The 19,220-nt window shown below is 64.3% G+C and carries 18 protein-coding genes; 5 read left to right on the forward strand and 13 right to left on the reverse strand.

Going from position 1 to position 19,220, the window contains the following annotated elements:
- The first annotated feature begins 35 nt into the window (after positions 1-35).
- Together hslO and CSC67_RS10880 are read left to right on the forward strand one after the other, a co-directional pair.
- The gene (gene hslO / locus CSC67_RS10875) at positions 36-953 is read left to right on the forward strand and encodes an Hsp33 family molecular chaperone HslO (protein WP_118994546.1); all 918 of its coding nucleotides are present in this window, start codon (positions 36-38) and stop codon (positions 951-953) included.
- An 87-nt stretch (positions 954-1,040) separates the two neighbouring features.
- Entirely contained in the window at positions 1,041-2,006 is a 966-nt protein-coding gene (locus CSC67_RS10880) for a TadE/TadG family type IV pilus assembly protein (RefSeq protein ID WP_167752851.1), read from the forward strand.
- Positions 2,007-2,074: 68 nt separating this feature from the next.
- Here the strand turns inward: CSC67_RS10880 and ftsB are convergent, their stop codons facing one another.
- The 8 genes from ftsB to CSC67_RS10920 form a co-directional block, all read right to left on the reverse strand.
- A complete protein-coding gene (gene ftsB / locus CSC67_RS10885) occupies positions 2,075-2,404 on the reverse strand; it encodes a cell division protein FtsB (RefSeq protein WP_118994548.1) in 330 nt (109 codons plus the stop codon).
- A 21-nt stretch (positions 2,405-2,425) separates the two neighbouring features.
- Positions 2,426-3,712, reverse strand: a complete 1,287-nt coding sequence (eno, locus tag CSC67_RS10890; RefSeq protein ID WP_118994549.1) for a phosphopyruvate hydratase — start codon at positions 3,710-3,712, stop codon at positions 2,426-2,428.
- A gap of 134 nt (positions 3,713-3,846) precedes the next feature.
- On the reverse strand, positions 3,847-4,698 hold the full coding sequence (gene kdsA, locus CSC67_RS10895) for a 3-deoxy-8-phosphooctulonate synthase (protein ID WP_118994550.1): 852 nt from the start codon (positions 4,696-4,698) through the stop codon (positions 3,847-3,849).
- Positions 4,695-6,359: a CTP synthase gene (locus tag CSC67_RS10900; RefSeq protein WP_118994551.1), complete on the reverse strand. Its 1,665-nt coding sequence runs from the start codon at positions 6,357-6,359 to the stop codon at positions 4,695-4,697. Before CSC67_RS10900 ends, kdsA begins: the two co-directional genes overlap by 4 nt.
- A gap of 97 nt (positions 6,360-6,456) precedes the next feature.
- A complete protein-coding gene (locus CSC67_RS10905) occupies positions 6,457-8,262 on the reverse strand; it encodes an aminopeptidase P family protein (protein WP_118994733.1) in 1,806 nt (601 codons plus the stop codon).
- Between the two features lie 101 nt (positions 8,263-8,363).
- Positions 8,364-9,017 (reverse strand): 3-oxoacid CoA-transferase subunit B, encoded by a 654-nt coding sequence (locus CSC67_RS10910; protein ID WP_118994552.1) that lies wholly within the window; start codon positions 9,015-9,017, stop codon positions 8,364-8,366.
- A 13-nt stretch (positions 9,018-9,030) separates the two neighbouring features.
- On the reverse strand, positions 9,031-9,729 hold the full coding sequence (locus CSC67_RS10915) for a CoA transferase subunit A (protein ID WP_118994553.1): 699 nt from the start codon (positions 9,727-9,729) through the stop codon (positions 9,031-9,033).
- Positions 9,730-9,897: 168 nt separating this feature from the next.
- Positions 9,898-10,344, reverse strand: a complete 447-nt coding sequence (locus tag CSC67_RS10920; protein ID WP_118994554.1) for an acyl-CoA thioesterase — start codon at positions 10,342-10,344, stop codon at positions 9,898-9,900.
- A 211-nt stretch (positions 10,345-10,555) separates the two neighbouring features.
- Between CSC67_RS10920 and CSC67_RS10925 the strand changes: the two genes are divergently transcribed.
- Both CSC67_RS10925 and CSC67_RS10930 read left to right on the forward strand, forming a co-directional pair.
- Positions 10,556-12,202 (forward strand): electron transfer flavoprotein-ubiquinone oxidoreductase, encoded by a 1,647-nt coding sequence (locus CSC67_RS10925; RefSeq protein WP_167752852.1) that lies wholly within the window; start codon positions 10,556-10,558, stop codon positions 12,200-12,202.
- 24 nt (positions 12,203-12,226) lie between these two features.
- Positions 12,227-12,604 (forward strand): VOC family protein, encoded by a 378-nt coding sequence (locus CSC67_RS10930; RefSeq protein WP_118994555.1) that lies wholly within the window; start codon positions 12,227-12,229, stop codon positions 12,602-12,604.
- 103 nt (positions 12,605-12,707) lie between these two features.
- Here CSC67_RS10930 and acs read toward each other — a convergent pair whose 3' ends face one another.
- The 3 genes from acs to CSC67_RS10945 all read right to left on the reverse strand — a co-directional run bounded on the left by acs (position 12,708) and on the right by CSC67_RS10945 (position 16,504).
- A complete protein-coding gene (acs, locus tag CSC67_RS10935) occupies positions 12,708-14,687 on the reverse strand; it encodes an acetate--CoA ligase (RefSeq protein ID WP_118994556.1) in 1,980 nt (659 codons plus the stop codon).
- A gap of 63 nt (positions 14,688-14,750) precedes the next feature.
- The gene (locus CSC67_RS10940; RefSeq protein WP_167752853.1) at positions 14,751-16,100 is read right to left on the reverse strand and encodes an MFS transporter; all 1,350 of its coding nucleotides are present in this window, start codon (positions 16,098-16,100) and stop codon (positions 14,751-14,753) included.
- Positions 16,097-16,504: a GlcG/HbpS family heme-binding protein gene (locus tag CSC67_RS10945; protein ID WP_118994557.1), complete on the reverse strand. Its 408-nt coding sequence runs from the start codon at positions 16,502-16,504 to the stop codon at positions 16,097-16,099. Before CSC67_RS10945 ends, CSC67_RS10940 begins: the two co-directional genes overlap by 4 nt.
- 332 nt (positions 16,505-16,836) lie before the next feature.
- Here CSC67_RS10945 and CSC67_RS10950 point away from each other — a divergent pair, with 332 nt between their 5' ends.
- Positions 16,837-17,490 carry a C40 family peptidase gene (locus tag CSC67_RS10950; RefSeq protein ID WP_209304312.1) on the forward strand — a complete coding sequence of 218 codons (654 nt, stop codon included), beginning with the start codon at positions 16,837-16,839 and terminating at the stop codon, positions 17,488-17,490.
- Between the two features lie 97 nt (positions 17,491-17,587).
- Here the strand turns inward: CSC67_RS10950 and CSC67_RS10955 are convergent, their stop codons facing one another.
- Both CSC67_RS10955 and CSC67_RS10960 read right to left on the reverse strand, forming a co-directional pair.
- Positions 17,588-17,953 carry a DUF2325 domain-containing protein gene (locus CSC67_RS10955; RefSeq protein WP_118994558.1) on the reverse strand — a complete coding sequence of 122 codons (366 nt, stop codon included), beginning with the start codon at positions 17,951-17,953 and terminating at the stop codon, positions 17,588-17,590.
- Between the two features lie 278 nt (positions 17,954-18,231).
- Positions 18,232-19,194 (reverse strand): CysB family HTH-type transcriptional regulator, encoded by a 963-nt coding sequence (locus tag CSC67_RS10960; RefSeq protein ID WP_118994559.1) that lies wholly within the window; start codon positions 19,192-19,194, stop codon positions 18,232-18,234.
- Positions 19,195-19,220 lie beyond the last annotated feature (26 nt).

Here is a 19,220-nt window from a genome sequence, read left to right on the forward strand (position 1 = left end):
AGCGCCGCCCGGCGTCCCTGGGCTAAAATCGCGCTATGACCGATCTACTCAAAAAATACCTGTTCCAGGACCACAGCGTGCGCGTGCAGGCCGTCAAGCTCGATGAAGCATGGCGCACCGGCCTGGCCCATCAAAGCTATCCGCCGTGCGTGCAAAGGCTGCTGGGCGAGCTTACCGCGGCGGCCGTGCTGCTGGCCGCCAATATCAAGTTCGACGGCTCGCTGGTGCTGCAGCTGCAGGGCGACGGGCCGGTCGCGCTCATCGTCGTCGAATGCACTTCCGACCTGACCATACGCGCCACGGCCAGCCTGCGCGAAGGGCTTTCCGTGCCCCGCGACGGCAATTTCCAAAGCCTGCTCAACAGCCAGGGCCAGGGCCGCTTCATCGTCGTACTCGATCCGCAGCGCAAGAATGCCGCCATGCAGCCCTACCAGGGCATCGTGCCGCTCGAAGGCGATAGCGTCGCCCAGGTGCTCGAGCATTACATGCGCAACTCCGAACAACTGGACACGCGGCTCTGGCTGGCCGCGGACGCCGGCCAGACCGCCGGCCTGCTGCTGCAGCGCATGCCCGATCAGGGCGGGACCGAGGCGCCCGGGCCGGCGCACGACACCTGGGAAAGAGCCGTCGCCCTGGCGTCGACGATCGAATCAGGCGAATTGCTGGGCCTTGATACCGATACCCTGATACACCGGCTGTTCTGGGAAGAAACGCTGATAGCCTTCGAGCCCCAGAACGTGAGCTGGCACTGTCCCTGCACCCGCGAGCGTGTGGCCAACATGCTGCGCATGCTGGGCCAGGAAGAGGTCGAGGACATACTCTCGCAGCGCGACCAGATCGATGTGTCGTGCAATTTTTGCGGCAAGCCCTATCGATTCGATCCCATCGATTGCGCACGGCTGTTCACCAGCCCTCAGGACACGCCCCCCTCCGGCGCGGGATCCATCCACTGAACAAATTCGTCCAGGGCATTTTCCACAATCGACGCAAGGCCGTGAGCCGAGCACACTCCACGAATGCCCATTCGTTCGCGCCCTTCAATGTCCGGCCGCCAGCGCGGCTCGAGCTCGGTCGAATTCATTCTGGCCGGCATACCCATCCTGCTGGTCGGGCTGGGCGCCGTCGAACTTAGCCGATGGTTCTTCATCAAGCAAGCCATCAGCCTGGCCCTGCTCGAAGCCGGGCGCGCGGGCATCGTCGACCACGCCCGCCCCGCATCCATCGAAGCGGCCTTCGAGCGCGCGCTGCTGCCGCTGTTTCCACCCACGTCCGCCCAAAGCGCAGAACAACGCCTGCATCAGGCGTTCGACCGGCGGCAAGCCGCCACGGGCGCGCCGCCCTGGCGGATCAGAGTCATCGCGCCCGATGCGGCGATGTTCCATGATTTTGCCTCTTCCGGCCTGACGCTTCCGGGGGCGGCCGGCTTGGCCGCCATCGACAACGACTACCAGGCCGAACAGCACCAACGCTACGAGAAGCAAGGCCGGGCCGGCGGGCGCGGCCCGCTGTCCGGCGCCACCATCTTCGAAGCCAACGATCTGGCGTTGCGACTGACCTATATGCACGAACCCCTGGTCCCCGGCATCGGGGCGCTGCTGCGCCTGCTGTCGGCGGGCTCCTCCGGCTACACACGGCAGGCGCTGGCCGGCGGCTATCTGCCGCTGCGCCAGACTCTGCGTTTGACCATGCAGTCCCACCCTGTGTCCTGGAGATATTCGAACTACAAGGTTGTGGGTCCCGACGCCGTGTTTACGGCTACCCCGCCCGACGGACAACGCCCGGCCTGCCACGGCATATGGTGCGGCCACGCGTTCCATCCCCTGGCCGGTCCCGCACCGCCGGTCGAGCCGCCCCCGGCGCCGTCTCCACCGCCGGCCGGCCTTCCGGGCGCTCCGCCGCCAACGACAAAGCCGCCCGAAAACCCGCCAACGGCCCCCGAAGGCCCCGGTCCGCCCACTGCGGACGACATCGCCTGCGGAACCGTGGTGTGCTGTCTTGAAGGATAAAGGGAAGGGGCCGGCGTATTGCGCACCGGCATCCCGAAGGAAACCGGCGAGCCTGGGGCGGAAGTGGTTTAGCGGCTGCCCTGGCGCGCGGGCGCCCGGGGCTTGGACACCACGGGCTGTTTTTCGTTGGGCGCCAGCAGCTGGACGAAGACCTCGCCCTGCTTGACCATGCCCATCTCGCCCCGCGCGCGCTCTTCGACCGCCTGGGTGCCGGACTTCAGGTCTTGCACTTCGGCGGCCAGGGCATTGTTGCGGGCCACCAGGGCTTCGTTGGTTTCGTTCTGCGCCGCGATCTGCAGTTCCAGCTCGTGGACACGCATCCAGCCCCCCTTTCCGAGCCACAGAGGGTATTGGATGAACGCCGTCAGCAGGACCAGAACTATCAGTAGCAGTCGCATGGTCGGCAGCGGACCCGGCTTTTAACGCAGGTTATAGAAAGCGTCGCGGCCGGGATAGGTGGCGACGTCGGCCAGTTCTTCTTCGATGCGCAGCAGCTGGTTGTACTTGGCCATGCGGTCGGAGCGCGACAGCGAACCGGTCTTGATCTGCATGGCATTGGTGGCCACGGCGATATCGGCGATGGTGGAGTCTTCGGTCTCGCCGGAGCGATGCGAGATGACCGCCGTGTAGCCTGCACGCTTTGCCATTTCGATGGCCGCGAAGGTTTCGGTCAGGGTGCCGATCTGGTTGATCTTGATCAGGATGGAGTTGGCGATGCCCTGCTCGATGCCCTGCTTGAGGATGCGCGTGTTGGTGACGAAAAGGTCGTCGCCCACCAGCTGCGCCTTCCTGCCCAGTTGGTCGGACAGGATCTTCCAGCCTTCCCAGTCGTTCTCGGCCATGCCGTCTTCGATGGTGATGATGGGATATTTGTCGCACCAGGTGGCTAGCAGATTGGAGAAGTCCTGCGAGGTCAGCGCCACGCCGCCTTCGCCGGCCAGGTGATAGCGTCCATCGCGATAGAACTCCGAACTGGCGCAATCGAGGCCCAGCGCGATCTGCGAGCCCGCCTCGTAGCCGGCCTCGGCAATGGCCTGCAGGATCAGCTGGATGGCCGCCTCGTGGTTGGCGACATTGGGCGCGAAACCGCCTTCGTCGCCTACGGCGGTGGACATGCCCTGGTCGTGAATGAGCTTCTTGAGGGCATGGAAGACTTCGGCGCCCATGCGCAGCGACTCGCGGAAGCTGGCGGCGCCGACGGGCAGGATCATGAACTCCTGCATATCCAGCGTATTGTTGGCATGCGCGCCGCCATTGATGACGTTCATCATGGGCACGGGCATCTGCATGGGGCCGCTGCCGCCGAAATAACGGTACAGCGACAGGCCGGAATCGTCGGCCGCAGCGCGGGCCACCGCCATGCTGGCGGCCAGCATGGCGTTGGCGCCCAGGCGCTCTTTGTTCTCGGTGCCGTCGAGGTCGATCAGAGTGCGATCGACGAAGGTCTGCTCTTGGGCGTCCAGCCCCATCAGCGCTTCGGAAATCTCGGTATTGACGTTCTCGACCGCGCGCAATACGCCTTTGCCCAGATAGCGCGCCTTGTCGCCGTCGCGCAGCTCGATCGCCTCGCGGGAGCCCGTGGATGCGCCTGAAGGCACCGCCGCGCGCCCCATGGCGCCCGACTCGAGCAAGACGTCGCACTCGACCGTGGGGTTGCCGCGTGAGTCAAGGATTTCGCGTCCGATGATGTCTACGATTGCACTCATAGTATTGATTATCCTGCCTGATGGATTGGGACTCGACGTTCACCGCGGCGCTGCGCGCCGGGCAGCCGCAAAAATTCGATTGTACTGTGCAATGGCCCGGGCTTGACCAGCCTGTTGCAGGCCCTTGCATAAATTCATAGCCCTTGCGCGAGCACACCACCCTGCTTGACGATGCGGTCGATGGCCACGAGGGACTCGAGCAGCGCCGCCATGCGGTCCAGCGGCACGGCATTGGGTCCGTCGGACAAGGCCTTGGCCGGTTCGGGATGCGTTTCCATGAACAGGCCTGAAATGCCTACGGCCACCGCGGCGCGCGCCAGGACGGGAACAAACTCGCTTTGTCCGCCCGAACTGGCGCCCTGCCCTCCGGGAAGCTGTACCGAATGCGTGGCGTCGAACACCACGGGGCAGTTCGTTTCGCGCATGATGGCCAGCGAGCGCATGTCGGAAACCAGGTTGTTGTAGCCGAAGGAGGCGCCGCGCTCGCACACCATGATGTTGCCGCCGTCGCCGCCGGCCTCGATGGCCGCCGCACGCGCCTTGTTGACCACCTGCACCATGTCGTGCGGGGCCAGGAACTGGCCCTTCTTGATGTTGACCGGCTTGAGCGAGGCCGCGCATGCGCGGATGAAATCGGTCTGGCGGCACAGGAAGGCCGGCGTCTGCAGGACGTCGACCACGGCGGCCACCTCGGCCACCTGCTCGGTGGTGTGCACGTCGGTCAGGACGGGCACGCCGAAATGCTCGCGCACGTCGGCCAGGATCTGCAAGCCCTCTTGCATGCCCGGGCCGCGAAACGACTCGCCCGAACTGCGGTTGGCCTTGTCGAAGGAGCTTTTGTAGATGAAGGGAATGCCCAGCTCGCGCGTGATCTCCTGCAGCCGGCCGGCCGTATCGAAAGCCAGCTGCCGCGACTCGATGACGCAGGGGCCGGCGATCAGAAAGAAGGGTTGATCCAGCCCCACCTGATACGGGCCGAGCTTCATGGGGCGACCTTTTCCTTTGGGGCCGCCTGCGCCTGGCGCTGAAGCGCGGCATTGATGAAACTGCTGAAAAGCGGATGGCCGTCGCGCGGCGTGGAGGTGAACTCGGGGTGGAACTGCACGCCCATGAACCACGGATGCTGCGGCAGCTCCATGATCTCGGGCAATTGCTCGGTGGGGGTGCGCGCGCTGATCACCATGCCCGCCTCTTCGAGGCGCGGCACGTAGGCGTTGTTGACCTCGTAGCGGTGGCGATGCCGTTCGTAGACCTCGTTGCCATAAATGGTTTGCGCCCGGGTGTCGGCCTTGACCGGACAGCGCTGCGCGCCCTTGCGCATGGTGCCGCCCAGGTCGGACGCGGCGTCGCGCCGCTCGATCTGGCCCTCGCGGTCTTGCCATTCGGTGATGAGCGCCACCACGGGATGGGGCGTGGACGGATTGAACTCGGTGCTGTTGGCGTCCTGCAGTCCGGCCACGTTGCGCGCGAACTCGATTACCGCCAGTTGCATGCCCAGGCAGATGCCCAGATAGGGCACGCCGTTTTCGCGGGCGTAGCGGATCGCGGCGATCTTGCCTTCGGTGCCCCGCTTGCCGAAGCCGCCCGGCACTAGAATGGCGTCGAGGTGGGCGAGGCATTCGGTGCCTTCGGACTCGATGCTTTCGGAATCGATGTATTCGATGCAGACGTGCGAATGCGTATGGATGCCTGCATGCACCAGCGCCTCGGTGAGCGACTTGTACGACTCGGTGAGATCGACGTACTTGCCGACCATGCCGATTCGCACCTGATGGCGGGGATGCTCGATGGCATCGACCAGGCGGTCCCAGACGGTAAGATCGGCCGGCGGCGGCGACAGGGCCAGCGCATCGCACACCAGATTGTCCAGGCCCTGCTTGTGCAGCATGGACGGGATCTGATAGATGGAGTCGGCGTCCCAGACCGAAATGACGGCGTCCAGCGGCACGTTCGAGAACAAGGAGATCTTGGCCCGCTCGTCGTCCGGCACGGGACGGTCGGCGCGGCACAGCAGCGCATTGGGATAGATGCCGATCTCGCGCAGCTTTTGCACCGAATGCTGGGTGGGCTTGGTCTTGAGCTCGCCCGCCGAAGCGATGAAGGGCACCAGGGTCAGGTGCACGAAGGCCGCGTTGTTGCGTCCCAGGCGCAGGCTCATCTGGCGCGCCGCCTCGAGGAAAGGCAGGGACTCGATGTCGCCCACCGTGCCGCCGATCTCGACGATGGCCACGTCGGTGTCGCCGTTCCAGGCGGCATTGGCGCCGCGCGCGATGAATTCCTGGATTTCGTTGGTAATGTGCGGGATGACCTGGACGGTCTTGCCCAGATAGTCGCCGCGGCGCTCTTTGCGCAGGACGGATTCGTAGATCTGGCCGGTGGTGAAGTTGTTGAACTTGCGCATCCGGGCCGAGATGAAGCGTTCGTAATGGCCCAGATCGAGGTCGGTTTCAGCGCCGTCTTCGGTGACGAAGACTTCGCCATGCTGAAAGGGACTCATGGTGCCCGGATCGACGTTGATGTACGGATCGAGCTTCAACATGGTGACGCGTAGGCCGCGAGACTCGAGAATCGCGGCAAGAGAAGCAGCAGCAATGCCCTTTCCTAGGGAGGACACTACCCCACCCGTGACAAATACATATTTAGTCATCGTAATTGGCGCCCGGGGCGGCCGGGCATGAGCGGGAAATTGGAATTATAGCCGAGAGCCGGCGCAGGCCCGGAGCCTGTTTCGCCAAAAACGGCAATCAAGCGTCAACAGGCCCTAGCGGCTCGGTGCGGGCCATGAGCCAGGCAAGGGCCGCCCCCTCGACCAGCGGCGCGAGCCGTTCGCGCACATGCCCGTGATAGGCATCGAGCCAGTCGCGCTCGCCCTTGGTCAGCAGCCCGGGCAGGACACAGCGCGTGTCGATCGGACACAGGGTCAGGGTTTCGAACTGCAGGAAGCGGCCGAACTCCGAGGTGCCCGCCGGCCGGTTGGCCACCAGATTCTCGATGCGTATGCCCCACTTCCCGGGCCGGTACAGCCCCGGCTCGTTGGAAGTGATCATGCCCTCTTGCATGCCCATCGAGGGCCTGGGCGGCGTGCGATAGGAAATCGACTGGGGTCCTTCGTGCACGTTCAGGAAGTACCCCACTCCGTGGCCCGTGCCATGGCCGAAGTCGGCCAGGGCCTGCCAGATGGGCTGACGCGCAATGGCATCGAGCACCGGCGCGGCGACGCCCACGGGAAACACCGCCTGCGACAGCGCGATCATGCCTTTGAGCACCAGGGTGTAGTCGCGCTTTTGCTCGGCATCGACGCTGCCCACCGGCACCACCCGGGTGATGTCGGTCGTGCCGCCCAGATACTGGCCGCCCGAGTCGATGAGCAACAGCCCGTCGCCCTCGATCACCGCGTGCGATTGCGGCGTGGCGTGATAGTGCGGCATGGCGCCATTGGCCTGGTAGGCGGCAATCGTCGAGAAGCTGGGAGACACGAAATGCTCGCGGCGCGCGCGCGCCTGGGTGATCTTCTCGTCGATGGTCAGTTCAGTGATGCGCTCATTGCCCTGGGCGGCCTCGAACCATGCAAAGAATTCGCACAAGGCTGCGCCGTCCTGCTCCATCGCCCGTCGCACGTGGGCGATCTCGGCATCCGTTTTACGCGATTTGAGCAGTTGGGACGGGTTCAAGGCATGGACGAGCCCGGCCGCGGCGTGCGCGGTGATGCCCACCGTGGTGCGCGCCGGATCGATCAGCACCGCGTCTTGTGTCGGCACCTCGGCCAGCGCCCGGCCGGCATCCTCGTAGGGCAGCAGGCGGACGCCGTCATGTTCCAGCGCCCGGCGCAATGCGTCATCGACGCGCGACTCGTCGACGAACAGCTGGACTTCGTCTTTGCCCACCAGCGCATGAGCCAGAAATACCGGGTTGTACGAGACGTCGCTGCCGCGCAGATTGAGCAGCCACGCGATGTCGTCCAGAGAGGAGATCCAATGCCAGGACACCTCTTCGCGCGCCATGGCTTCGCGCACGGCGGCCAGGTTGTCGGCGCGGCTGCGGCAGGCAAAGGGCGGGCGGTGTTCGTACAGAGGCGAGGCCGGCAAGGCGGGCCGGTCGGGCCAGATGCCGCCGGGCAGGTCGAGGTCGGTCACCCATTGAATGTGCCTGGCTTCGAGGGCGCCGCGCCATTCCTGGTATGTCTGCACGCTGAGCGTCAGGCCGTGCACGGCCACGCGGGCCCCTTCAGCCAGATGAGCGCCCAGCCAGGCCACGATGCCGGGCACATCGTCGGCGCCCGCCCTCATGGTCTCGATGCCGCTGCCGGCCAGGTCGCCCGCCGCCTGCTCCCAGTAGCGGGAGTCGGTCCACAGGCCCGCAAAAGCGGCGCTGACCACCAGCGTGCCGGCCGACCCCTCGAAGCCGCTCAGCCACGCGCGTGCCTGCCAATGGTCGGGAAGGTATTCCGACAGATGCGGATCGGATGAAAGCACGACGCAGGCGTCGATATTGTGCCGCGCCATGGCGGCGCGCAGGGCTTCGATGCGATCGGCGTGGACGGTGGGAGCCATGATGAAACAGACCTCGATGCAAACGAAAACAGCGCCCGATACGGGCAACGGGCGCTGTGGAGAAGAAAGGATTCCGCGCCGCAGGGGCGCGGAAACACCGGCTAGCGAACCGCCGACACGTCCAGCTTGGCCTTGGTCTTGGCCTGGATTTCCTCGATCGTGACGCCGGGCGCAAGCTCGATCAGCTTCAGCCCGTCGTCGCCGACCTCCATCACGCCCAGGTCGGTGATGATCAGGTCGACCACGCCCACGCCCGTCAAGGGCAGCGTGCATTCCGGCAGCAGCTTGATGTCTTCGGTGCCGTCCTTCTTGCGCGCCACGTGGTCCATCAGGATGACGACTCGGCCCACGCCGGCGACCAGATCCATGGCGCCGCCCATGCCCTTGATCATCTTGCCGGGGATCATCCAGTTGGCCAGGTCGCCTTTCTCGGACACCTGCATCGCCCCAAGGATGGCCAGATTGATCTTCCCGCCGCGTATCATCGCGAACGAATCCGCCGACGAGAAAAAGGACGACCCCGGCAGCGTGGTGACCGTCTGCTTGCCCGCATTGATGAGGTCGGCGTCGATTTCCTCTTCGGTGGGAAAGGGACCGATGCCCAGCAGCCCGTTTTCGGACTGCAGCCATACTTCGACGCCCGGCGGCACGTGGTTGGCCACCAGGGTGGGCATGCCGATGCCCAGGTTCACGTAAAAACCGTCCTGCAGCTCGCGCGCCGCGCGCGCCGCCATTTCGTCTCGATTCCAAGCCATTTGCGTTGTCTCCTTAGGCGTTGCGCACTGTGCGGTGTTCGATGTGCTTCACGGGGTTCTCGGCCAGCACGATGCGGTGCACGAAGATGCCGGGCAGATGGATCGAATCGGGCTCGAGCTGGCCGACGTCGACCAGCTTCTCGACTTCGACCACGGTGATCTTGCCCGCCATGGCGACGTTGGGGTTGAAGTTCCGGGCCGTCTTGCGAAAGATCAGATTGCCGCTGCGGTCGGCCATATAGGCCTTGACCAGCGACACATCGGGAACCAGAGACCGCTCGAGCACGTACTGCTCGCCATCGAACTCGCGCACCTCTTTGCCGTCGGCCACCATGGTGCCCACGCCCGTGCGCGTGAAGAACGCGGGAATGCCCGCGCCGCCTGCGCGCAGCTTCTCGGCCAGCGTGCCCTGGGGCGTGAATTCGAGCTCGAGTTCGCCGGCCAGATACTGGCGCTCGAACTCTTTGTTCTCGCCCACGTAGGACGAGATCATTTTCTTGATCTGCCGCGTTGCAAGAAGCTGCCCCAGCCCCAGGCCGTCGACGCCGGCGTTGTTGCTGATGCAGGTGAGGTCCTGAACGCCGGAATCGCGCAGCGCCTCGATCAGCACCTCGGGGATTCCACATAAGCCAAAGCCCCCCACGGCAATGGTCTGCCCGCTGGCAACAACGCCTTTCAACGCTTCTGCGGCGTTTGCATAGACTTTATCCATCACTCCATCCCAAAAATTTCGCCCGGTACATGCACACTAGCATGTGCTTGGGCGGTTAAAAAAAAGCCCCCACGCTGCGCAGGCTAACGCCTGCTTGCTGCCCCCCGAGGGGGCGTTTTTTGCCTTGGGGCGGCCCGGCGGCAAAAAAAGCCCCCACGCTGCGCACTCTCACGCCGGCGCAACGAAACAGCGTCCATACGCGGCGAGCTCCTGCTCGGACCATGCGCACGATTTGCCGGTCGCGGCATCGGTATTGACGGTCACGTTCTTGCCCCGCGCATACATTACACCGGGCTCGTCCTGGCGCTCGACGATGAAGTCGTAATCCATGCTCGAGCGCCCCAGCCTCGTGAACTCGAGCCTGACCACCACGGTCGCCGGATAAGTAAGCGGCTTGAGAAAATCGCATGCGGCATGGGCCAGCACGACCTCGCGCTCGCCCGGCACCGGATGCCCGGCCTTGGCGTACAGCTGGGCGCGCGCCTCTTCGCAGTAGCGAAAATATACCGTGTTGTTGACATGATTGAGCAGGTCCTGGTCGCCCCAGCGGACCGGGATCACACATTCGAATACATGGCCGATCTGGGGCGCGGCGGAGGCGGCGTCTTGCAACATGGCGGTATATCTATAGGGCGGCAAGAAACAAAGAACGTTAAGTATAACGGCAAGCATGCGGTTTCCCGGCCGCTGCGGCCGCCCAACGCCCGCCCGGTCTGCAATACAATCGTCCTTGACCATTTCTATACAATGCATAAAAAACCGCGGCACGAGGCGCGCCGGGCGTTGCCGCCGCAAGACAATACATCGATACGGGAGATCCATACTCATGGCCGAGCGCGAATCAATGGAATACGACGTCGTCATCGTCGGAGCCGGACCAGCGGGGCTGGCAAGCGCCATCCGCCTCAAGCAGCTCGCCGCCCAGCGGCAAAGCGAAATCAGCGTCTGTGTGCTCGAAAAAGGGGCCGAGGTCGGCGCACACATCCTGTCGGGCGCGGTCATGGACCCCAAGGCCCTCACCGAGCTCATTCCCGACTGGAAGGAAAAAGGCGCGCCGCTGAACGTGCCCGTCACCGAGGACAAATTCCTTTTCCTCACCGACAAGGGCGCGCGCCAGACCCCCAACTGGCTGCTGCCCGAATGCTTCCAGAACCACGGCAATTATGTGGTGCGCCTGGGCGATGTCACCCGGTGGCTGGGCGAACAGGCCGAAGCGCTGGGCGTCGAGATATTTCCCGGCTTCGCCGCCGCCGAAGTCCTGTACACCGACAGCGGCGCGGTCAAGGGCGTGGCCACGGGCGACATGGGCGTGGCCCGCGACGGCTCGCATACGGCCAATTACCAGCCCGGCATGGAACTGCATGCCCGCTACACCCTCTTTGCCGAAGGCTCGCGCGGCCAGCTGGGCCGCGAGCTGATCTCGCGCTACAAGCTCGACGAAGGCCGCGATCCGCAAAGCTACGCCATCGGCATCAAAGAAATGTGGGAAGTCGACCCGGCGCAATCGCAACCCGGCCTGGTGCTGCACACTTCCGGCTGGCCGCTCGACGCCGACACCTACGGCGGCTCTTTCCTGTACCACCTTGCCGACAACCTCGTGGTGGTGGGCCTGGTGGTCGGCCTGGACTACGCCAATCCCTGGCTGTCGCCCTTCGAGGAATTCCAGCGCTACAAGACCCACCCGGCCATCCGCCCCACCTTCGAGGGCGGCAAGCGCATCGCCTACGGCGCGCGCTCGCTGACCGCCGGCGGCCTGCTGTCGCTGCCCAAGCTCGTTTTCCCGGGCGGCGCAATGGTGGGTTGCGAGGCGGGTTTTCTGAATGCCTCGCGCATCAAGGGCAGCCATGCGGCGATCAAGAGCGGCTCGCTGGCGGCCGAGGCGGCCTTCGAGGCCCTGACGGCCGAGCGCAGCCACGACGAACTCACCGCCTTCCCGCAGGCTTTCGAGAAGTCCTGGCTGCATGCCGAACTGAACAAGTCGCGCAATTTCAAGCAGTGGTTCAAGAAGGGCCGCACGGTCGGCACGCTGATGACCGGCATCGAGCAATGGCTGTTCAAGGGCAAGATGCCCTGGACGATCCGCCACAGCAAGCCCGACCACGCCTGTCTGCAGCCGGCTTCCGAATGTACGCGCATCGAGTACCCCAAGCCCGATGGCAAGCTCACCTTCGATCGGCTCAGCTCGGTGTTCATTTCCAATACCAACCACGACGAAAACGAGCCCGTCCACCTGACGCTCAAGGATCCGTCCGTGCCGGTGGCCGTGAACCTGGCCAAATACGCGGGCCCCGAGGCGCGATACTGCCCCGCCGGCGTCTATGAATTCGTCAAGGACGACGGCGGCGAAGACCGCCTGCAGATCAATGCGCAGAACTGCGTGCACTGCAAGACCTGCGACATCAAGGACCCCACCCAGAACATCGTGTGGGTGGCCCCTCAAGGGGGCGAGGGCCCGGTCTACAACGGGATGTAAAGCTTCGTCTCGAAGGGGGTGGCCATGGCGGTACGGCGAATCGTATCCAACATCGGCACATCGTCGATGGCAGAAGTGCGGCGGTTCTACGAAACGCTGTTCGACCTGCATCCCGTCATGGACCATGGCTGGCTCGTCACCCTGGCGTCGGGCGAACATGCCTTGACGCAGGTGGGCATCGCCACCGAAGGCGGTTCCGGCACGCCCGTGCCGGACCTTTCCATCGAGGTCGACGACGTCGACGAAGTATATCGGCGCGCCAAGAGCCAGGGCCTCGACATCGTCTACGAGCTTACCGACGAGCCCTGGGGAGTGCGGCGCTTCTACCTGACCGACCCCACCGGAAAACTGCTGAACGTCCTGTCTCACCGCCCGGACGCAAGACAGGCCCTGTCGGGCTGAAGACCTGGTTTTCCGCGCCGGGCGGCGCGTCGGCCCCAACGAGCCGATAAGATCGAACTCCAGGCCGGGGGCAACGCCGTCCGGCCTGGAGCGCGGCCCTTGCCTACACCGATTGCGACAACTGGCTCAGAATCGCGGGATTCTCGAGCGTGGAGACGTCCTGAGTCACTTCTTCGCCCTTGGCGACCACGCGCAGCAGGCGGCGCATGATCTTGCCCGAGCGCGTCTTGGGAAGGTTCTCGCCGAAGCGGATGTCCCTTGGCTTGGCGATGGGACCGATCTCTTGCGCCACCCAGTCGCGCAGCTGCTTGGCAATGGCGGCCGCCTCGTCGCCTTGCGGCAGGTCGCGATTGAGCACGACGAAAGCCACCACGGCCTCGCCGGTGGTGCTGTCGGGGCGGCCCACCACCGCGGCTTCGGCCACCATGGGGTGGGACACCAGCGCCGACTCGACCTCCATGGTGCCCAGGCGGTGTCCGGACACGTTCAACACATCGTCGACGCGGCCCATGATCCAGAAGTAGCCGTCGGTATCGCGCTGCGCGCCGTCGCCCGCCAGATAATAGCCCTTGAGCTCGGGCGGGAAATAGCTGCTTTTGAAGCGCTCGGGGTCGCCCCACACCGCGCGTATCATGCCCGGCCAGGGACGCTTCACCGCCAGGAAGCCGCCCGTGCCCGGCGCGACGTCATTGCCCGCCTCATCGACGATGGCGGCCGCGATGCCGGGCAGCGGCAGCGTGCACGAACCCGGCTTGAGCGGCGTGACGCCCGGCAGCGGCGTGATCATATGGGCGCCGGTCTCGGTCTGCCACCAGGTGTCGAGCACCGGGCAGCGTTCGCCGCCCACATTGGTGTAGTACCACATCCAGGCCTCGGGATTGATGGGCTCGCCCACCGACCCGATGATGCGCAGGCTGCTCAGGTCGTAGCGGCGCGGATGGACGTCGGCATTGCTCTCGGCCGCCTTGGTAAGCGAACGGATCGCCGTGGGCGCCGTGTAGAACACCGTGACTTTGTGGCGCTGGATCATCTGCCAGAATCGGCCCGCATCCGGATAGGTGGGCACACCCTCGAACACGATCTGCGTCAGGCCCGCGGCCAGCGGGCCGTAGGTGATATAGGTGTGGCCCGTGACCCAGCCCACGTCCGCCGTGCACCAATAGACGTCGCTGTCCTTGGCGTCGAAGGTCCATTTCGTCGTCAGCAGCGCCCACAGCAGATAGCCGCCCGAGGCGTGCTGGACGCCCTTGGGCTTTCCCGTGGAGCCCGAGGTATAGAGAATGAAGAGGGGATGCTCGGCGTTGACGGGAGTCGGCTCGCACGTGGAAGGCTGATCGGCGCAGACATCGTGCATCCACAGATCGCGGCCTTCGGACCAGTCAATGGCGCCGCCCGTGCGGCGATAGACGACGACCTGGCGGACGGCATCGCAGCCGCCCATGCCGAGGGCCTCGTCCACGGCCGGCTTGAGCGGTATGCTTCGGCCGCCCCGCATCTGCTCGTCGGCCGTAATGATCAGCGTGGCGCCCACGTCGACGATGCGCTCGTTCAGGCTCTTGGCCGAAAAACCGCCAAACACCACGGAGTGGATGATGCCCAGGCGGGCGCAGGCCTGCATGGCCACCACGGCCTCGATCGACATGGGCAGATAGATGATGGCCCGCTCGCCGGCCTTGTAACCCAGCGACTTGATGCCGTTGGCGAACTCGCATACGCGCGCGTGCAGCTCGCGGTACGTCACCTTGGTCACCTTGCCGTCGTCGGACTCGAAGATGATGGCGGTCTTGTCGGCCGTCGGCGTATCCAGGTGCTTGTCCAGGCAATTGGCGGATACGTTCAGCTCGCCGTCCGCAAACCATTTGTGGAAAGGCGCGTCCGAACTGTCCAGCACCTGCGAGAAGGGCTTGCTCCAGAGCAGATTTTCGCGCGCCAGCCGGCCCCAGAATGCGTCGGGAGATTTATCGGCCTCGTCGCACAAGGCCCGGTATGCGTCCATGCCCGATATATTGGCCTGCTCGACAAGCGCCTCGGGAGGCGGAAACACGCGTTTCTCGACCAGGACTGATTCGATCGCACTAGACATGATTGACTCCTGTAATGGTTGTTGTCCCCATATATTTAATAACCGCCTACTCTGACTGGACGCTTACATCGATACAGTATCGCGCACCCGGGCGCCGCGCGCAAAATCCAGGCGCGCCAGCACCACCAGGCCGCCGACGAAGAACAGCCCGGTGATCAGCAGCGCCAGCCGGTGATTGCCGTCGGTCACCCAGGTGACCAGCCCATAGCACAGCGGCCCCACCACGGCCGCCAATTGCGTGGCGAAGGTCCACAGGGAATAGAATTCGGCCAGACGCCGGCTGGGAGCCAGTCCGCCCACCATGGCCCTGCCCGCGCTTTGGCTGGTGCCCATGCACAGGCCCGCCAGCGTGGCGGCGATCCAGAACACCCACACCTGTACGGCCGAATACGCGACCAGCACCATGGCAATCCAGCCCCACAGGGTGATCGTCAGTGCGCGCTTATGTCCCACCCTGTCCTGGAAGTGGCCGAACGTCAACGCTCCGGCGGCGGCGGCGATATTGACCGTAAAGACCAATACCATGGTCTGCGCCATGGTGAATCCCATCGCCTGGTTGGCATAGACGGCGGCCAGCGTCACCACTACGGAAATGCCTGCATGGTAGAAGGCGCCGCACACGAGCAGCAGCCGGAAGTCGGTGAAGTGTTCGCCGGTTTCGCGCCAGGCGCCCGCCAGCCTCTTGAGCCATCCCTGGGCCGGTCGATTGCTCGGCGCGCTGCGTTCGCGCAGAAACAGGAAAGACGGTATGGCCGATAGCGAGAACATGAAGGCGGTCAGCAGCATGACGTAGGGCACATACTGATGCGCCTCCGCCCCCCGGTTCGAGGCCCAGCCCACCAAGCCGAGGGACAAGCCCAGGGTCAGCATGCCGCCGAAATAACCGAAACCCCATCCCCACCCCGACACACGCCCCAGGGCATCGGGGCGCGCGATTTCAGGCAGGAAGGCGGCCACGACGGACTCGCCCACGCAGTAGCAATAGTTGGACAGCGCCAGCAGCACCAGCGCCAGCGCGATGTCGCTGGGCCCGACCAGCGCAAGCAGCGCCGTGGCGGCCACGCAGCCCACGGTGCTGCTGAACAGCAGCCGGCGCTTGCCCGCGCGCGCATCGGCGCGCGCGCCCAGCGCGGGCATGCTGAGCATGATGGCCAGATACGAAAGGGACAAGGCCATGGTGAAGGCCAGTGTGCCCCAAGGCCTGCCGGCCGCCACGACACCGACGAAGTAAGTGCTGAAGACGGTCGTGATGACGACCGTCGTATAGCCCGAATTGGCGAAGTCGTACATGGCCCATGCCCAGACTTCGCGCCGGCGCACGCCCGGCTTCAGGGCGCTGCGGAACAATCCGCCGCCATGGTCGTCGGGCGGGCCCGATTCAGCCGCCGGCTCGTTCGGAGCCGATGCGCTCATGACGCAGCGGCGCCGGCCCCCGCCCGGGCGATGGCGGCGTCTTCCGGCGACTTGACGCCCGATACGCCCACCGCTCCCACCACCTGGCCGTCGACCACGATAGGCACCCCGCCCTCCATCAACCCTTCGATGCCGGGCGCCGACAGGAAGGCATAGCGTCCCTGATTGATCATGTCTTCGAACGCCTTGGTTTCACGCCGGCTGACCGCCGCCGTGCGCGCCTTGGCCAAGGCGATGTCCGCCGACATGGGCGCCGCGCCGTCCAGGCGGACCAGTCCCAGCGCATGTCCCCCGTCGTCGACGACCGCAATGGTGACCGCCCAGGAATTGTCCTTCGCGTGGCGTTCGGCGGCGTCGAGAACGGCCTGGACGTCTGCGCGGGCCAATGTCTTCTTGGTATTCATAGAGTCTCCTGATGTCGTGTGAAAGGCATGCGATGTTCGCGCCCGACATGATGCCATACTCGATGCGGCGGCAGCTTTTCAGCGGCGGCTTCCCTTCGGAGCAAAAAAAGCGCTTTCTACGGAAAAAGCAAGTTCCAGGGGTAACGCGCCCCATCTATTTTGTAACGACGCTTTACCCTCTAAATGAGATTGGTTAAACTCGGGGCAGTTTTTTTCAGGCGCCTGATTTCTGCGCGATCCCCGTTCTTTGCCCACTGCTTGCCACAGCAGGCAAGGCCGGTTCATGGCCGCGCCACGTGTACGTATTTTTTTGTCGAATAGCCCTATAGCTCATGCCGCCACATTACACCCCATCGATTCCGACGCTTACCCCTCGAAGTCTATGGCACGCAGGAAAGATCCTGCTGGCGGCATCGACCCTGGCACTGGCAGGATGCGCTACCAATCCGAATACCCAGCAACAGGCCGAAAACAGCTCACACCTCATCATACGCGACAGCTATCTGTCCAAAACCAAGTCCGACCCGCTGGGTGCTTACCTGGCAAGCAGCGACTTCAACCGCGTCCGATCCAGCGGCGCTTATTCAGAACCCCGGACCCCGTCGCTGGTCAGCACCGCCCTCGAAGTCCTGGGGGTCAAATATAAGTTTGGCGGGGAATCGCCCAACACGGGCTTCGACTGCAGCGGACTGGTCAGCTATGCGGCGGAAAAATCGCTGGGCCTGAAGCTGCCGCGGCAATCGTCCGAAATGGCCCGGCAAGGCATCTCGGTAAAACGCTCCGAGCTCAAACGCGGCGACCTGGTGTTCTTCAATACCCGTGGCGCCCGCTTCTCTCATGTCGGCATCTACCTGGGCAACCACAAATTCGTGCATGCGCCCCGCACCGGCTCGGTGGTGCGCATCGAAGACATGAATATCGCCTACTGGAAAAAGCGCTACAACGGCGCTCGCCGCCTGGTGGCGGCGAACACGGCCAGAAAGTAGGGCCGAAGCGGTCGGGGCGGCCTTTCGGGCCGCGAATCGAAACAGCTTCGGGCGGCTCGTCCATTGAGCCGCGCATCGAAACCGTTCCCGCAAATTATCAGGCCGCGAACCTCAAAGCCTTTTTTCCGACCGGCCGGCTTTGGGCTTCGGCCGGACACGCCTCGCAATAGCCGCTTTGCGTCAGCGCGCGCTTCATGCAGCACACCGATCGCCTACACACCAGAACCTTTACGCCCGACCGCTGAGCCGCGGCACGGAAGGTCTTCATCACATTGTGGCCCAGGAAATCGGTTAGAAGAATCAATAGATCCGTGCCCGAGGGAAGCTGCAAGGTCTTCTTCTGGTGGGCCGGATCGCGTCCGCTGATGTGATGCCTGATGGCGATGTTGTGCACCTTGAGCAATTCGGGGATATTGCCCAGCCTGTCCGCACCCACCACTACTGCCCTGACGAGTTCTGTCATGAAAGATCTCCTTTGCGTCGATGTTTCGTAACGATAATCATTCCTATCTTCTAAGTCAATAAGAATCATTCTTATTTTGAATCAGGGTTTACCCAGGGGATGTCGTGACGGAGGAATGAAGGGGCGTTTTTTGCCGGGGGCGCCGAGCCTTGGGGCGGCCCGGCGGCAAAAATACCCCCACGCCGCGCAGGCTCGCGCCTGCTTGCTGCCCCCCGAGGGGGCGCTTTTTTGCCTTGGGGCGGCCCGGCGGCAAAAAGAACGCAATGGAAAAGAAAGAATCAGCCGTTGACGACCTGGCGCAGCGGCTCGGAGTCGACCGCCTCTTGCACGACGTCGCGGTTCAATTCGGGTGACAGCATCTCGAGCAGCACATAAACATAGTCGCGCAGGAAGACGCCCGACTTGATGGCCACACGGGTGGTATGGGTGCCGAACAAATGACCGGCCGGAATGCCCACCATGCCCTTGTCGCGGCGCGGGTCGAAAGCCATGCCGGCGATGATGCCCACGCCCAGCCCGACGTCCACGTAGGTTTTGATGATGTCGGCGTCGATGGCCTCGAGCACGATGTCGGGCGTGATGCCGTTCGAAGCGAATACATCGTCGATGGTGCAGCGGCCCGAGAACTGCCGGTCATAGGTGATGATGGGGTATTGCGCCAATTGCTCGAGCGACAGCGCCCTGGCTTCGCTGGAGGTGAGCTCGGCCAGCGGATGATCCGGCCGCATGACGATCACATGCTCCCACGAATACACCGGCAGGGTCGCCAGCCCTGGGGTGCGGGACAGCGACTCGGTCGCAATGGCGATGTCGGCCTGCTCGTGCAGCACCATCTGGGCGAGCGTGGGCGGGTTGCCCTCGGCCAGCGACACACGCACTTTGGGAAAGCGCTCGCGAAACGCGGGGATCACGCGCGGCAGGATGTAGCGCGCCTGGGCGTGCGTGCAGCCGATGACCACGCCCCCTTCGTCGCGATGAGCGAATTCGTCGCTGACCTTCTTCAGGTTGTCCACTTCGCGCATGATGCGGTCTATGACCTGGGCCACCACGGCGCCCGGCTTGGTCAACCCCTTGATGCGCTTGCCGTGACGCTCGAATATCTTGACGCCCAGCTCGTCCTCGAATTCGATGATGGACTTGGAAACACCGGGCTGGGAGGTGAACAGCGCCCGCGCCGCTTCGGTCAGATTGAAATTGCGGCGTATGGTCTCGCGCACGAAACGGAATTGTTGCAGGTTCATAATGGGAGGGCCGGTTGGAACCAACC

This window comes from Pusillimonas caeni, from assembly GCF_003545815.1.
Lineage (GTDB): Bacteria > Pseudomonadota > Gammaproteobacteria > Burkholderiales > Burkholderiaceae_B > Pusillimonas > Pusillimonas caeni.

What these genes read in the sequence shown, in the direction of transcription:
- CSC67_RS10955 (WP_118994558.1), bottom strand. Translation starts at nt 17,953, where the DNA reads ATGACAGAACTCGTCAGGGCAGTAGTGGTGGGTGCGGACAGGCTGGGC.
- kdsA (WP_118994550.1), bottom strand. Translation starts at nt 4,698, where the DNA reads ATGAAGCTCGGCCCGTATCAGGTGGGGCTGGATCAACCCTTCTTTCTG.
- CSC67_RS10910 (WP_118994552.1), bottom strand. Translation starts at nt 9,017, where the DNA reads ATGGCTTGGAATCGAGACGAAATGGCGGCGCGCGCGGCGCGCGAGCTG.
- CSC67_RS10905 (WP_118994733.1), bottom strand. Translation starts at nt 8,262, where the DNA reads ATGGCTCCCACCGTCCACGCCGATCGCATCGAAGCCCTGCGCGCCGCC.
- CSC67_RS10900 (WP_118994551.1), bottom strand. Translation starts at nt 6,359, where the DNA reads ATGACTAAATATGTATTTGTCACGGGTGGGGTAGTGTCCTCCCTAGGA.
- CSC67_RS10945 (WP_118994557.1), bottom strand. Translation starts at nt 16,504, where the DNA reads ATGAATACCAAGAAGACATTGGCCCGCGCAGACGTCCAGGCCGTTCTC.
- CSC67_RS10950 (WP_209304312.1), top strand. Translation starts at nt 16,837, where the DNA reads ATGCCGCCACATTACACCCCATCGATTCCGACGCTTACCCCTCGAAGT.
- acs (WP_118994556.1), bottom strand. Translation starts at nt 14,687, where the DNA reads ATGTCTAGTGCGATCGAATCAGTCCTGGTCGAGAAACGCGTGTTTCCG.
- CSC67_RS10930 (WP_118994555.1), top strand. Translation starts at nt 12,227, where the DNA reads ATGGCGGTACGGCGAATCGTATCCAACATCGGCACATCGTCGATGGCA.
- CSC67_RS10880 (WP_167752851.1), top strand. Translation starts at nt 1,041, where the DNA reads ATGTCCGGCCGCCAGCGCGGCTCGAGCTCGGTCGAATTCATTCTGGCC.
- CSC67_RS10925 (WP_167752852.1), top strand. Translation starts at nt 10,556, where the DNA reads ATGGCCGAGCGCGAATCAATGGAATACGACGTCGTCATCGTCGGAGCC.
- ftsB (WP_118994548.1), bottom strand. Translation starts at nt 2,404, where the DNA reads ATGCGACTGCTACTGATAGTTCTGGTCCTGCTGACGGCGTTCATCCAA.
- CSC67_RS10920 (WP_118994554.1), bottom strand. Translation starts at nt 10,344, where the DNA reads ATGTTGCAAGACGCCGCCTCCGCCGCGCCCCAGATCGGCCATGTATTC.
- CSC67_RS10915 (WP_118994553.1), bottom strand. Translation starts at nt 9,729, where the DNA reads ATGGATAAAGTCTATGCAAACGCCGCAGAAGCGTTGAAAGGCGTTGTT.
- CSC67_RS10960 (WP_118994559.1), bottom strand. Translation starts at nt 19,194, where the DNA reads ATGAACCTGCAACAATTCCGTTTCGTGCGCGAGACCATACGCCGCAAT.
- CSC67_RS10940 (WP_167752853.1), bottom strand. Translation starts at nt 16,100, where the DNA reads ATGAGCGCATCGGCTCCGAACGAGCCGGCGGCTGAATCGGGCCCGCCC.
- eno (WP_118994549.1), bottom strand. Translation starts at nt 3,712, where the DNA reads ATGAGTGCAATCGTAGACATCATCGGACGCGAAATCCTTGACTCACGC.
- hslO (WP_118994546.1), top strand. Translation starts at nt 36, where the DNA reads ATGACCGATCTACTCAAAAAATACCTGTTCCAGGACCACAGCGTGCGC.